Annotated in this window: 9 protein-coding genes; 2 read left to right on the top strand and 7 right to left on the bottom strand. The window is 60.1% G+C overall.

The window, feature by feature from the left end:
- Positions 1-6: 6 nt before the first annotated feature.
- Both BMZ57_RS01400 and BMZ57_RS01395 read left to right on the top strand, forming a co-directional pair.
- Positions 7-720, top strand: a complete 714-nt coding sequence (locus BMZ57_RS01400; protein WP_010208658.1) for a DUF3108 domain-containing protein — start codon at positions 7-9, stop codon at positions 718-720.
- Between the two features lie 377 nt (positions 721-1097).
- Positions 1098-1286 (top strand): hypothetical protein, encoded by a 189-nt coding sequence (locus BMZ57_RS01395; protein WP_010208657.1) that lies wholly within the window; start codon positions 1098-1100, stop codon positions 1284-1286.
- Between the two features lie 141 nt (positions 1287-1427).
- Here the strand turns inward: BMZ57_RS01395 and BMZ57_RS01390 are convergent, their stop codons facing one another.
- The 7 genes from BMZ57_RS01390 to BMZ57_RS01360 form a co-directional block, all read right to left on the bottom strand.
- On the bottom strand, positions 1428-1973 hold the full coding sequence (locus BMZ57_RS01390; protein ID WP_021490865.1) for a DUF2058 domain-containing protein: 546 nt from the start codon (positions 1971-1973) through the stop codon (positions 1428-1430).
- Positions 1974-1998: 25 nt separating this feature from the next.
- The gene (gene mazG / locus BMZ57_RS01385) at positions 1999-2832 is read right to left on the bottom strand and encodes a nucleoside triphosphate pyrophosphohydrolase (RefSeq protein ID WP_042571879.1); all 834 of its coding nucleotides are present in this window, start codon (positions 2830-2832) and stop codon (positions 1999-2001) included.
- 152 nt (positions 2833-2984) lie between these two features.
- Entirely contained in the window at positions 2985-5228 is a 2244-nt protein-coding gene (gene relA / locus BMZ57_RS01380; protein ID WP_021490867.1) for a GTP diphosphokinase, read from the bottom strand.
- A 119-nt stretch (positions 5229-5347) separates the two neighbouring features.
- Positions 5348-6700, bottom strand: a complete 1353-nt coding sequence (gene rlmD / locus BMZ57_RS01375; RefSeq protein ID WP_045791769.1) for a 23S rRNA (uracil(1939)-C(5))-methyltransferase RlmD — start codon at positions 6698-6700, stop codon at positions 5348-5350.
- Positions 6700-7602: a cysteine synthase CysM gene (gene cysM, locus BMZ57_RS01370; protein ID WP_021490869.1), complete on the bottom strand. Its 903-nt coding sequence runs from the start codon at positions 7600-7602 to the stop codon at positions 6700-6702. Before cysM ends, rlmD begins: the two co-directional genes overlap by 1 nt.
- Positions 7603-7709: 107 nt before the next feature.
- On the bottom strand, positions 7710-13604 hold the full coding sequence (locus BMZ57_RS01365) for an NEL-type E3 ubiquitin ligase domain-containing protein (RefSeq protein ID WP_069673216.1): 5895 nt from the start codon (positions 13602-13604) through the stop codon (positions 7710-7712).
- Positions 13605-13677: 73 nt separating this feature from the next.
- Positions 13678-14268 carry a tRNA-uridine aminocarboxypropyltransferase gene (locus BMZ57_RS01360; protein ID WP_021490871.1) on the bottom strand — a complete coding sequence of 197 codons (591 nt, stop codon included), beginning with the start codon at positions 14266-14268 and terminating at the stop codon, positions 13678-13680.
- Positions 14269-14275 lie beyond the last annotated feature (7 nt).

Below are 14275 nucleotides of genomic sequence, written 5' to 3'. Positions count from 1 at the left end.
GATTTTATGCGTCGCGCCTTGCTCTTCGCTTTTGCTCTGTTTGCCTTGCCTGCCGTGCAAGCAGCAGATTTACATCCATTCTCCGCCAGCTATACCGCCGACTGGAAACAGTTGCCCATGAGTGGCTCGGCAGAACGCAGCCTGACCAAGAACAGCGACGGCACCTGGACCTTGAACTTCAAGGCTTCGATGATGATCGCCAGCCTGACCGAAACCAGTGTGATCCTGTTTGACAAGGACACCCTGCAACCGAAGAGCTACACCTTCGAACGCGGCGGTCTGGGCAAGGCAAAGAAGATCAACCTGGACTTCGATCAAACCGCCAAGAAAGTCACCGGTTTTGAGAACAAAGACCCAGTCAACGTGCCCCTGCAAAGCAGCATGCTCGACAAGTCGACCTACCAGTTGGCCCTGCAGCGCGATGTGGCTGCCGGCAAGAAGAGCATGAGCTACAACGTGGTGGAAGGCACTGACGTCGACACCTACGACTTCCGCGTGATCGGCCCGGAAAAGGTCCAGACCAAGGTGGGATCCATCGACGCGATCAAGGTAGAGCGCGTGCGTGACCCGACTCAGAGCAAGCGCATCACCCAGATGTGGTTTGCCAAGGACCAGGGCGGCATCCTGGTTGCCCTGCGTCAGGTGGAAACCGACGGTAAGGAATACAACATCATGCTGCAGGACGGCACCGTTGACGGTAAGGCTGTCAAAGGTAGCTGATGCGCTGGTGAATCAAAAAAGAGCCTCGCGGAATGCGGGGCTTTTTTTCGTCTGCTCGTTTTGTTTTGAAGCTTCTCGCGCTATCGCAGGCAAGCCAGCTTCCACATTTGGAATGCTTTTCAAAAGGTGGGAGCTGGCTTGCCTGCGATAGCGGCGGCTCAATCAATAGAGGCTGAAGCCTTACGCCAACATGAAACTTTTGTCATAAAACTCAGCACCCTGCGACGCAATGTCACGGTTTTCGCGGCCTGCAGCACTGTTGCGTTTTCCGCAATGAATTGTTGCACGAAAAGTCGGTTTACTTAGCAAGCTAACAAATCATATAACAAAGGCCTGCGACGACTTGCCGCAGATCCACCAGAGATTGGAGCAAGCAGATGACTGTAAAAGTAACTGAACGCGACGACGAACATATGTCCCACGAAGCACTGGGCCATGGGATTCACATCTGGGATGTACACCAACAAGACCTGTTGGTCGGCATGTTTCACAACGAGAGCGACGCTCATAATTATAAAAACGAGCTCGAAGCCCTTGAGATGAGACGCCAGGCGCAAGGCTCCTGAGACTCTGAAATTGTGCAGAGGCCGGGCCCACGCAGCTGGGCCCCTGCAAAAACAAACCCCGCCTTTTGAGCGGGGTTTGTGTTTTTCGCACTGCTACGCAGCGCAGGGCAAGCGTACTCACCCTCCTTCAGGCCTACAGCTTTACCACATCAGATCATCCGGGATCTGGTAGGCCGCGTACGGATCATCCTCATCCGGCACCTGGCTTTCCGTCAGGATATTGAGCTGCACGATACGCTCTGGTGCGCGCTCCTGGATCTTCAGTGCTGCCTCGCGCGGGATCACCTCGTAGCTGCCGCCGTGGTGCACGATGGCCAGGGAGCCGTTGCTCAGCTTGTTGCGCATCAACGTGTTGACCGACAGGCGCTTGACCTTCTTGTCATCCACGAAGTTGTAGTAGTCCTCGGTGGTCAGCTTGGGCAGGCGCGAGGTCTCGATCAGTTGCTTGACCTGGGCGGTGCGGGCCTTGGCTTCGGCTTTTTCCTGCTGTTGGCGGTTCAGTTCCTGGTCGCGTTTGACCTTCTCGGCCTGCGCTTCGGCCGCCAGGCGGGCCTGGGTGTCATCCGCCTCGATCTGGCCTTTGTGGACCAGGCGCTGCTGCTTCTGTTTCTCTTTGCCGACCTGCTTGGCCTGCTTTTGGTTGACCAGACCTGCTTTGAGCAACTGGTCGCGAAGGGAAAGGCTCATGGTGCTTACTCACTTAGGCAACTGCTCAACCGCAGCTGGACACATTCTTTTCCTGACGTTTGGCTTCGCCCCACAGGGCGTCCATCGTTTCGAGGGTGCAATCTTCTATGGATTGGTGCGTATCGCGCAATGCCTGTTCGATAAATCGGAAGCGACGTTCGAACTTGGCATTGGCGCCACGCAGCGCGGTTTCCGGGTCGACCTTGAGATGACGGGCCAGGTTGACTGCCGCGAACAGCAGGTCGCCGACCTCATCGGCAATGGCCACCGAATCGTTGTCGGCCATGGCTTCGAGCACTTCATCCAGTTCTTCGCGCACGTTGTCCACCACCGGCAAGGCGGAGGGCCAATCGAAGCCGACCTGGCTGGCACGCTTCTGTAATTTGGCGGCGCGGGACAGGGACGGCAGCGCCGTGGGCACATCGTCCAGCAAGGAAAGCTGCTCCGGCGCGTCGGACTTTTCCGACCGTTCCTCGGCTTTGATCTGCTCCCAGCGCTCCTTCACCTGTTCTTCACTCAACTGCGGGATATCCAGCGGTGCATACAGATCACCGGTTGGAAACACATGGGGATGGCGACGGATCAGCTTGCGCGTAATGCTGTCGATCACCCCGGCAAATTCGAAGCGCCCTTCTTCCCGCGCCAGTTGGCTGTAATACACCACTTGGAACAACAGGTCGCCCAACTCGCCTTGCAGGTGATCGAAGTCACCGCGCTCGATGGCGTCGGCGACTTCGTAGGCTTCTTCCAACGTGTGCGGGACGATGGTGGCGTAGGTTTGCTTGATGTCCCACGGGCACCCGTACTTCGGGTCGCGCAGGCGGCTCATCAGGTGCAGCAGGTCATCCAGTGAATACATCATTCTACTTCCGATCAGGTATGAACACCGCCGATCAACGGTGGGAGGGGCTTGCCCCCGATTGCGGTGCGTCAACCAAGAATCTGGTACCTGACACTCCGCTTTCGGGGGCAAGCCCCCTCCCACCGTTCAGACTGTGTTCATCCAGATGTTCATGGGGTACGGTTGCGGCGTGTCTCGATGATGTTCGGCAACTGGGAGATCCGCCCCAGCAACCGTCCCAACGCGTCCAGCCCCGGAATCTCGATGGTCAGGGACATCAACGCAGTGTTGTCCTCTTTGTTCGAGCGGGTGTTGACCGCCAGCACGTTGATCCGCTCGTTGAGCAGCACTTGCGACACATCCCGCAGCAAACCGGAACGGTCATAGGCGCGAATGATGATATCCACCGGGTAGGTGAGCACCGGCACCGGGCCCCAGCTCACCTGGATGATCCGCTCCGGTTCACGCCCGCCCAATTGCAGCACCGAGGCGCAGTCCTGGCGGTGAATGCTCACGCCGCGGCCCTGGGTGATGTAACCGACAATGGCGTCGCCCGGCAGCGGCTGGCAGCAGCCGGCGATTTGCGTCATCAGGTTGCCCACGCCCTGGATCTGGATATCGCCGCGCTTGCCAGGCTTGTAGCCGGTGGCCTTGCGTGGAATCAGTTCCAACTGTTCGCTGCCACGTTCCGGCTCGACCAGTTGCTGGGCCAGGTTGACCAATTGCGCCAGGCGCAAATCGCCAGCGCCGAGGGCGGCGAACATGTCTTCGGCGATCTTCATGTTGGCTTTCTCGGCCAACTTGTCGAAGTCCACCTGAGGCAGGCCGAGACGCCCCAATTCGCGTTCAAGCAAGGTTTTGCCGGCGGCGACGTTCTGGTCGCGCGCCTGCAATTTGAACCAGTGGACGATCTTCGCCCGCGCCCGCGACGTGGTGATGTAGCCCAGGTTCGGGTTCAGCCAGTCGCGGCTCGGCGTACCGTGCTTGCTGGTAATGATTTCGACCTGTTCACCGGTCTGCAGGCTGTAGTTGAGCGGCACGATGCGCCCGTTGATCTTGGCACCCCGGCAGTTGTGACCGATCTCGGTGTGAACGCGGTAGGCGAAGTCCAGCGGCGTCGCGCCCTTCGGTAAGTCGATGGCATGGCCGTCAGGGGTGAAGATGTAGACCCGATCAGGCTCGATATCCACGCGCAGCTGTTCGGCCAGGCCACCAATGTCGCCCAGTTCTTCGTGCCATTCCAGCACTTGACGCAGCCAGGAGATTTTCTCCTCGTACTGGTTGGACCCGGCCTTGACGTCGGTGCCCTTGTAGCGCCAGTGCGCGCACACACCCAACTCCGCCTCTTCGTGCATGGCGTGGGTGCGGATCTGCACTTCCAGCACCTTGCCCTCGGGGCCGATCACCGCGGTGTGCAGCGAGCGATAGCCGTTTTCCTTGGGGTTGGCGATGTAGTCGTCAAACTCCTTGGGAATATGCCGCCACAAGGTGTGGACGATACCCAGCGCGGTGTAGCAGTCGCGCATTTCCGGCACCAGCACGCGCACGGCGCGCACATCGTAGATCTGGCTGAACGCCAGGCCCTTGCGCTGCATTTTGCGCCAGATGGAATAGATGTGCTTGGCACGGCCGCTGATGTCGGCTTCGACACCGGTGGCCTGCAGCTCGGAGCGCAACTGGTTCATCACGTCGGTGATGAAGCGCTCACGGTCGAGCCGCCGTTCGTGCAGCAGCGTGGCGATCTGCTTGTATTGATCGGGTTCAAGGTAGCGGAAGGACAAGTCCTCCAGCTCCCACTTGATATGGCCGATACCCAGACGGTGCGCCAGCGGTGCATAGATGTCGAAGACTTCGCGGGCAACGCGGTTGCGCTTCTCGTCGTCGGCGGTTTTCACCGCACGGATTGCGCAGGTACGCTCAGCCAGCTTGATCAGGGCGACGCGGACGTCGTCGACCATCGCCACCAGCATCTTGCGCAGGTTCTCGACCTGGCCCTGGGTGCCCAGCACCATGGACTGACGCGGACTGAGGCTGGCGCTGATCGCAGCCATGCGCAGCACACCGTCGATCAGCTTGGCCACCACGGAGCCGAAACGCTGGCCCACGGTCGCCAACTGAATATGCCCTTCTCGCACGCCGCGATACAGCACGGCGGCAATCAGTGAATCCTGGTCCAGCTTGAGATCGGCGAGGATCTCGGCGATTTCCAACCCGGTGCGAAAGCTTGAAGTGCCTTCGGCCCAGAGGTTCTTGGAAGCATTGTCTTGCTGCTCAGACTCGCGAGCGAACTCGCAGGCTGCTTTCAAGGCTTCACGGTCCAGTGCCGGGTCGACACTGATGGCATGATCCAGCCATGCCTCGAGATTGATACTGCCGTCGGTGTTGATCGGCTGGTGTGCTCTCACCTGTACCATCTTGCTTACCTTCCCTACGACGCACCTTCGATGCGCCAGAATTCATCGCCGACCTTCTACTGCTCCCTGGCAGATCACAGGCCCTGGAGACGACAGGCCGGTCGGATTAAACGGGCATCCTAGCCCGCTTCAAATAACGCCATGGCCTCGACATGCGCGGTTTGCGGAAACATGTCGAGGATCCCGGCACGTTTTAGCCGGTAGCCTTGCTTGACCAACTCAACCGTGTCCCGCGCCAGCGTGGCCGGATTGCAGGACACATACACCAGACGCTTGGCTCCCAGGGTCGCGAGCTTGCGCACAACCTCCAGGGCACCATCACGGGGTGGGTCCAAGAGTACCGCAGAAAAGCCTTGTTTGGCCCATTCCGCGTCAGTCAAAGGCTGGGACAAATCAGCCTGAAAAAACTGCACATTATGCAAATCGTTGCTGACGGCGTTGACGGCCGCCCGCTCCACCATGGTCTGCACCCCCTCCACCGCCACCACTTCACGCACCTGGCGCGCCAGTGGCAGGGCGAAGTTGCCCAGGCCGCAAAACAGGTCCAGCACCCGTTCATCGGGTTGTGGCGCCAGCCATTCCAAGGCCTGGGCAACCATCGCTTCATTGACCCCGGCATTGACCTGGACAAAATCTCCGGGCCGGTAAGCCAGCTCCAGATCCCAGTGACTCAGGCGAAACCCGAGCACCGAATCGGCCTCAACCGGTTCCGGCTGGCCCTCGCCATGCAGCCACAATTGGGCTTCATGGAAGGCGCAGAATTCTTTCAGCACCTGCAGGTCCGCTTCCGACAGCGGCGCCATATGGCGCAGCAACACGGCGACGGACGTACCACTGAACAACTCCACATGCCCCAGCGCCTGAGGTTTGCTCAAGCGACGCAGCATGTTGGGCAGGCGCTGCATGATCGGCTGCAAGGCCTGTACCAGCACCGGGCATTCGTCGATGGCGACGATGTCCTGACTAGCCACCGCGCGGAAACCCACTTCCAGCTGTTTCGCCTTGGCGTCCCAGCGCACGGCCACGCGGGCGCGGCGACGGTAACCGAATTCCGCCCCGCTCAACGGCGCGGCCCACTCCTGCGGTTCGACACCCGCCACGCGGGACAGTTGCTCGGCAAGCATGCGCTGTTTCAGGGCAAGTTGTTCGCCGTGGGGCAAGTGCTGCACGCTGCAACCGCCGCAGCGGCCGAAATGCGCGCACGGCGCCGGACGGCGTAATTCGCTGGCACTGAACACCCGCTCGGTGCGCGCCTCGACGATCTTGCCATGGGTGCCCAGCACCCGTGCTTCGACTTCTTCGCCCGCCAGCGCGCCGTTCACGAACCAGGTGCGACCTTCAAAGAACACGATGCCTCGGCCGTCGTTGGCCAGGCGCTCGATGGTCAGGCGCTGTTTCTTGCCCACAGGGATCTGCGGGGCGCGGCTGCCGCCCGTCGGTTGGAAGCGCAGGCCTCTCTCGTGCTTGGCCATCAGTTGGGTTCGTCGAAGATGCCGGTCGACAGGTAACGGTCGCCTCGGTCACAGATGATCGCGACGATCACCGCGTTTTCCACCTCTTTGGACAAGCGCAACATACCCGCCACCGCGCCACCGGAAGACACGCCGCAGAAGATGCCTTCTTCACGGGCCAGGCGGCGGGTGGTGTCTTCGGCCTCGCGCTGCGCCATATCGATGATGCGGTCGACGCGGCTCGAGTTGTAGATCTTCGGCAGATACTCTTCGGGCCAACGACGGATACCTGGGATGGCCGAGCCTTCCATCGGTTGCAGGCCGACGATCTGGATGGCCGGGTTCTGCTCCTTGAGGTAGCGCGAGTTGCCCATGATGGTGCCGGTGGTGCCCATGGAGCTGACGAAATGAGTGATGGTGCCCTGGGTCTGGCGCCAAATTTCCGGGCCGGTGCTGGTGTAGTGCGCCTCGGGGTTGTCACCGTTGGCGAACTGGTCCAGCACCAGGCCGCGGCCTTCGGCAGCCATGCGTTCAGCCAGATCGCGCGCACCTTCCATGCCGTCTTCCTGGGTGACCAGGATCAGTTGGGCACCGTAGGCGGTCATCGCCGCTTTGCGTTCGGCGCTGCCGTTGTCGGGCATGATCAGGATCATCTTGTAACCCTTGATCGCGGCGGCCATGGCCAGGGCGATGCCCGTGTTACCCGAGGTGGCTTCGATCAAGGTGTCGCCGGGTTTAATCTGCCCGCGCAGCTCCGCACGGGTGATCATCGACAGCGCCGGGCGGTCCTTCACTGAACCGGCCGGGTTGTTCCCTTCGAGCTTGAGCAGCAGGGTGTTGCTGGTGTCTCCCGCCATGCGTTGCAAGCGGACCAGGGGCGTGTTGCCGACGCAATCGGCGATTGTAGGGTACTGCAAGGTCATGGCGTATTCGCAATCCAGACTGCGGGGGCGAACATCATACCGGGAAAGGCCGGCGGGCCATATCACGCAAAGTGTGGTGCCTATTCCTTAAAGGCATAAGTATTGGCTCAGGCAATTACAAATTCCGTCCACTCCTGAAGGGTCAACACGCGGACCAGATCGGCCTTGGCTTGGCGCATCTGTACAGCAAGGCTTTCGAGCGCGTGTTTGTAGGCTCCCTCGTTTATGTCGCCATTCGTGACTTTGTCGGTGGCCCGTTCCAGCTCACGCTGGTAGTGCGCCAGCGCAGCCTCAAATCGTTGCGGGTACTTGCGCTCCAGGAACTCGACCCAGTACTCCTCGTTTTCAAGCCGACTGGGCCAATTCAGATTCAACTCCTCATTTTTGATCCGTTGGAGTATTCGGATCACCGAAGGCGCATCCGGCACCGCAGTGGCGGCGTCGAACCGGCCCGGCAATGCAAGAGGCAAGTCCAGACTCGACGCCAATGCGATTCGATAGGCCAGGAAACGCACGCAGGCTTCCTGCGCAGACTGCTGCGGAAACGCCCTCAACAGGTGGTGGTCGATGGCGCCCAGCCGGCGAAGGGCTCGGTAATAATTCACAAAATCCGGGCCTGCGGCATCCACGTTTCCGGCGAGCATCTGTACCGGCAACATAGCCAGTTCGATCTCATTGAGGCACAACAGCCACCCGTCGATCCCCCCGCTCATGTACCGCAAAGGTGCCTGGAAAAGGATTTGTTGCAGGCCCCCGTTGTGATTGGCCCCGTCAATCAACTGCCAGACGCGCCGCGTAATGTCCTGGCGCAAGGCGTGATGCTCCGGGGCAATCAACGGCGGATAGGAAGACACGTTCCACAGCAGGTTAAAGAAACCGTCCGCCATTTGCGCTCCGGCCAACAGCGCCCATTCAGCCCGCCGTTGCGGCACTTCATTCAGCGGCACCGGCAATAGCCAGCGTTCAACCGAGGGCAACGGAAATGCCCCGTCGTGCCACAGGCCAAAATCGATCGTTTGATAACCCGGCCGTCTCCGGTATTGGCTGAGCAGCCGCAAGGTCGCCTGGGAAAGCGCGTTACCGTGAAGATTCATGGCGCGGTACACGGTTTCATTGAGGTGAAGATCAGAGTGGGTCAACACTTTGAAACGATTGTCTCGCAGATCCAACGTGCGAAGTCTTGGCAGCATCACCACCCACAGAGGCAAAAGATCGAGTTGAGTATTCCTGAGCTTGAGGACCTCCAGCGCTGTCAGCGCATACACATTCAAGCGTTTCCCTCTGCCCAGGGGATTGTTGGACAGATTCAACGTGGTCAAGCGCGTCAGGCCCTGCAACCGTCTGATATCCGCTGATTCAGGCTGAATGCGATTGTTCGCCAGGCTGAGTTGTTTCAAGTGTTGAAGCGCAGACAAGCCCTGAGGCACATGGTCCAAGCGGTTGCCGTCGAGAAACAGCGTCCGCAGCGCCGGGAAGCGCCCGAGGAACTTCATCGGCAGCGCTTGTAACTGATTGTTCCGCAGGCTCAGTTGCATGACATGACCGAAATGCGCCGTCACCTGTGGCAAGTCTTCCAGGGCCAGGTCATCCAGATAGAGCTCAAACATCACCCCGCGCGGGGAGTCCTCTTTGCTCCAGCAACGTCGAATTCGCGCGGAGGCCTCGACTTGTGCCTTGAGTTGCTCGGGTTTCCCCAGCAAGCACCAGCGTTCAAGGCTGTCATTCAAGGCGTCGCGTTCTCGGAACAGGGTGTTGATCGCGTCCTCACGCTCCTGAACGGAGTCACTCAGATTCTCAAGGATCTCAAACGCCTGTTCATCGGTTTTCGTCGGAAATAACTGCCGCAACCGTGCGACTTGGTCACGGTCCACTGCCCCCAGCTCATTGCCGCCACTCAACGGATAACCAATCCGCCCATCCGCCACGCGACGCGGCGGGTTGTACCAAGGGCGACGCCCTATTTCGAGCAGGGTTTCGGCAAACTCCCAGTGACGCTCCAAGCGATAACCGATCTCCTGGGTCAACTCTTCAACGCCCCCCGCATGGGTATATCCAACGGCTTGGCGCTCAGGGGGAGGCAACGCGTCGAGTAAGACCGTGAGAAAATCGCCCGGGTTTCCGAGCGGTTGCAACGTGCCGTTCGATTGGGGAGCAAAGGCCTGATAGCGGCCATCAAGCGCCTCCAGCACCCGCTTGGGCCGCCCTTCAGCAGGGCCGACACGGTCAATGAGCCGCCCGCGCTCACGTACTTCAACCCGTGTTTGAACAGACCAGCCGTCCATCTCGGCCACTGTATGAAGGATCAGCTTTGAGCTGTCCGCACTTGCCGCACCTCCCAGGTGCACACCCTCCATCGCCCTGGTCTTGCGCAGGTACTCTATCCACCAGCGGATGGCTTTGGTTTTGGTCAACGGGACACGGCCGGCCTCCAGGCTTCGACGCTCAACCGGGGTGAGATTGCGCACCAGGTCTTCGGCGATTTGCGCTGTCAAACTGGGGAAGTCACGCTGCAGCACCTGTGCCAGGGGCTCCGAAGACAACGCGCTTTTATGAAGCAACGCCTTGAAAAAAAGCCGCGCCATACCTGGCTTGTCCTGCGCAACAAAGGTTTCGAGCCGCCTGACCTGATCAACGCGGCTCAAGCCCGCACTGCCCACCAACACATCGGCGCTTTCAGGCCCTATTTCACCCAGTAACTCGTCAAAAAAATCCCACCCCGTCTCCACGCCCGCCTTGACCCGTCGATGCAACGTGAATCGCTCGATGGTCTCCATCAAAATCGCAGGTGGGCGCTCGTTACGCAGGTGCACGCGACGCAGCATCGCCGGGGTCACGCCGCTGACCTGTTGAATCTGGTTGATGGCATCCGGCGACCATGCTCCAACGGCGGGCCCGAGGCGATAAAACGGTTTGTGGCCATCCCAGGTCAGCGGCGTTTCCCATTCATGGCGCCAGGCACCTGCGCCGTTATGCGTCAACACCGGGGCGTAAGCATCGTGCAATGTGGGGTGTGGAATGCGCCATGGCAGGGTCGGGCCAGCCTGGGAGACGTTGAAACACAAGCCGTCCATATACAGAAAGCAGTCCGCGCCCTGGCGAAAGAGACCGAGTGCGTCAGGGGTCAGGCCCATGGTATCCGCAGCACTGGAATACTGCGCGATGTCGCGCTGGTGAGGGTAAAACTGCCCCTCGACCGTACGATGGTCGAGCATGGCGCGGGCAATCCGGTGACGGAAATCGGTGACCGCCTGGGGGCCTTCAAGCCCGAGCCGGACGCGTTCGTTATGGGTTAACTGGTTCAGGATGGCCTGGTAAAAACCGTCGGGAGTACCGAGCCTCGCGCCCGCAAGGGAGGTGCGATGATCAAACGGCGCAAAGCGCCCCCGGCCATGGTCCAGCACCACCACAGTCCGGTCTTTGGCACCTTTCGACATATAGTGCACCGGCTGATCGGCGCGACTGATGACCAAGGCTTGGCCAGTGACGCTTTTTAATACTGCGCCGGCAAATTCGCCTGCCCAGCGCAGGGTCTGCGCGTCGTACCGGCGCCCATGGAAAATCCCGTCGATCATCGCCTCTCGGCGGGCTGCCCGCCGTGCACTGCGCAAGGCGGTATAGAGCGCCTCGGGTTGCAGTTTTGACGCCAACAGTTGGGTCTGCTGGTGGGAAGAAAGAGGCTGCTGATCCAGCACCTCCAACAAGCGGGGCAGACTGACTTCGGGGTGCAACGCCCGTAGGGTACTGATGACCGCGGGTTCGGGCTGATCAGACCCCACGCGCTCAGGCAACAGGTTCTTGATCGCCGTCGGCGCGCCAGAGGCCGTTGCGCGATCGGCCTGGGCAAAGCGTGTAAGTGCCTCGAACAGCTCAAGCCTCACGGTGCGGGCCCGCAGCGCCAACTGCTGGCGCAACGGCGGTTCTCCGGCCGAAAACACGGCAGGCAACAAGTCCACCACAGCCTGAAGAAAATTCGCAGTAAAACGACGCGGGGATGAGTAGGCGAACTGGAAGTTCTCCTGACGGGTCACCGTGACCACCCGAGAAGCGGGACGGCCCGCCTGCTGCGTGTAACGTCGCAACTCCAGGCCCTGCGGGTTCTCGACGCTCAAGGCAGTATCAACCGGCCATTGCGCCAATTGAGTGACCAACGGCCCCAGCACTTCGAACGCCTGAGTCGGCGGTGGATGACTGGGTGGCGACGGGCTTGACGCCCAATCGATCAGACGATCGACATTAAAGCGCTGCGAAGCCTCCACCAGGGAAGCCGACGGTCGCTCGCCCTCCCAGACCTTGTCGAGGAGTTGTCGAGGCGTATTGCTCGCCTCAAGCACTGCGTTCAACGACTTGACCGGCGCCTGCGAGGCGCCGAGCATTCTCTCCAACAGCGCGGTATCGACCCGCTCACCGGCAACGCTGCCTGGTGGGGACAACTGGCGGTACAGCGCTTGGTGGCGACGCATCACGCTGCGTGCCAGGCGAGTATGCAAGCGGCTGCTGATCAGCAAATCAGCCAGGTCGACCAAGGTTTGGAGCAACTCAACCGAGTCCCCCTGCACCGCCATGGCTCCCCCCTCGATCAAGGACTGCGTGAGGACGGCAAACATCGCAACGGCCCTGAGCCGTCCCAGGCCTTTGAGCGGGCCCGGTGCCGGAATCAGCAACAGATCAAGCGTCTCGCCGAGCACCGTTTGAAAAACACGGCTGATCGTCACCATCCAGCCGGGTGTTTCGGCTGCCAGTTCCTGCAGGTTGGTGCGACAACGTGCGGTGTAAAAATCATGCAAGCAGACCATTGGGGTCTTTTCGACCGACTGCCGGACGTATCCGACGCGCTTCACAAGCGTGATCTTCGGCAACCACTCAACGAGGTCATAAAGCACTTCGGCCTGTGGGGAAAGCTGCTCGGGGCGAGGCTGAGATGTCGCTATCTGCTTGAGCCGGACACTGTCACGCAAGGTCATCAACGGGTACAGCCACGACACGTCACCGTTGCCATAGGAGGCCTGAAAGGCCATGTAAAACTCCGTGCATGCTTCCCGGTGGCTGTCGTAGTGAAGCAGGGCCCCCGACGGTCGATGGGGGAAATAACTGAAGGCACCTTTGCAGCCGCTCACTGAAAAGACGATATGAGGAATCTTCACACTGTCTCCAGGCGGTGACCCTACATACTGGCCCGTCAAGCCAATGTGTTGAGGGACCCAGCTGATGTTGTCGATACCGTGGGGGATAAACAGATGCATTTCTTCAATCTGGCCCCAACGCACTTCACCGACGAGCGCACGCTTCAGCTGGTGGTATTTGGCTTTGTCCACGCGGCTGGTCGCGCGGTCCTTGAGGGCATTGATCAACGCGAACTCAAATTCGGCGCTTGCCTGCCTCATGATTGCATCGCCCAGGGAGGAGGACGCGCGTAATGCCTGGGCAAGAGACGTTCTGAGTGTCTCGCCAATATTGAGCTCGCGTACCAAGGCAATGAATGCTGCCGCACTGGCATTGATGGACGAGTCCATATAGCTGGCGTCCGCTATCCCCGTATTCCCAGGAAAACTCCAGCCGGTCACGCCGTCGTAATTCATGCATGCCGCTTCCCATAAGGTCAGGCTGGCAACCTTCACCTGATCACCCTGGGCCTCACGACGAACGCGGCGAGCAGGCGCCAGGTAGCGGGTGTAAATCCTTGCGGTTTTCGGGTCGACGTCTGAACCCGTCAGTGTTTTTAAAGCATCGCGCAGGGACGCCAGGGACTGCTGTTCAAAACGCTCGATAAGCCGGGGGACACCGTCTTCAACGGCTTTCCGGGCCTGAACCCAAGCCTTTTGCAGGCGTACATATTCACGTTTTTCTTCATCGTCGAGCCCGTCAAGAAACCCGTCGAATTTGCTTCGCACAGCGTCCAGGGCTTGCAGTGAAGACCATTCGTTCCTGGTCAGAAACGGTCCCGAAGCTGTTTGTTCGACCGTGAAGGCAGCCAATGAGGGTGTATGGGCTAGAGGCTCAGCCATTTTTCTATCCTTGAAAAATGACCAGCCTACTCAGTTGCCGCGCGCGCGTTGGGTAGCTATGTAATACGCAGGCTCATGTGTGGTTCTTCTGGTACACGGCCTGCCCCATGGCCGCAATTTGCCCATCGATCAACGCGTTGAAGGGTTGCAGTAACGGTTCGAACGAGGTGGGGGCTTCCAATACCTGTAAAGCCTGCACAATCGCTTCCACTGTCGACAGCGCACCCGGTCCGGGCGCCTTGCGCAATCGATAGCGGGACGCGGCGCCTTCGGCCAATGCCACTCGGGGTAATGCCGCCAGCAAGGGGTTGAGGTGCAGCAGTTTGCGCGCCTTGCGCCACGTGCCATCGGGGACCACCAGTAGCAATGGCTGACTGCCGGGCGCGTAGGCCTGCAGTGGTTGGGCATCCTCAGCCGGAAACAACAGCCGCGCCTGATAACCGGGCGGGTTCAACAGGGTCGGTAGATCCTCAAATATCTCCCCCACCACCAATTGCGCATTGCTCAACCCCAACGCCGCCAACCGTGCAGTATTCAACGCATGGTTGACCTCGCTCGGGTGCTGCAACAGCAACACACGGGTGCGGCTGTCGAGGCTGGGGATCAGCGCGCACAGGCAGTGGGTGGCAGGCCTGAGGCAACGTGAACATTGGGGTCTGGACATGGTTTTA

Source organism: Pseudomonas simiae (assembly GCF_900111895.1).
GTDB classification, from domain to species: Bacteria; Pseudomonadota; Gammaproteobacteria; order Pseudomonadales; family Pseudomonadaceae; genus Aquipseudomonas; species Aquipseudomonas simiae.
Note: the sequence above shows the minus strand (reverse complement) of the source record. Positions and strands in the feature narration are given on the sequence as shown.

Excerpts from the sequence above, each read along its gene's own strand:
- BMZ57_RS01400 (WP_010208658.1), top strand. The coding sequence starts at position 7 with ATGCGTCGCGCCTTGCTCTTCGCTTTTGCTCTGTTTGCCTTGCCTGCC.
- BMZ57_RS01365 (WP_069673216.1), bottom strand. The coding sequence starts at position 13,604 with ATGGCTGAGCCTCTAGCCCATACACCCTCATTGGCTGCCTTCACGGTC.
- BMZ57_RS01395 (WP_010208657.1), top strand. The coding sequence starts at position 1,098 with ATGACTGTAAAAGTAACTGAACGCGACGACGAACATATGTCCCACGAA.
- BMZ57_RS01390 (WP_021490865.1), bottom strand. The coding sequence starts at position 1,973 with ATGAGCCTTTCCCTTCGCGACCAGTTGCTCAAAGCAGGTCTGGTCAAC.
- rlmD (WP_045791769.1), bottom strand. The coding sequence starts at position 6,700 with ATGGCCAAGCACGAGAGAGGCCTGCGCTTCCAACCGACGGGCGGCAGC.
- relA (WP_021490867.1), bottom strand. The coding sequence starts at position 5,228 with ATGGTACAGGTGAGAGCACACCAGCCGATCAACACCGACGGCAGTATC.
- mazG (WP_042571879.1), bottom strand. The coding sequence starts at position 2,832 with ATGTATTCACTGGATGACCTGCTGCACCTGATGAGCCGCCTGCGCGAC.
- BMZ57_RS01360 (WP_021490871.1), bottom strand. The coding sequence starts at position 14,268 with ATGTCCAGACCCCAATGTTCACGTTGCCTCAGGCCTGCCACCCACTGC.
- cysM (WP_021490869.1), bottom strand. The coding sequence starts at position 7,602 with ATGACCTTGCAGTACCCTACAATCGCCGATTGCGTCGGCAACACGCCC.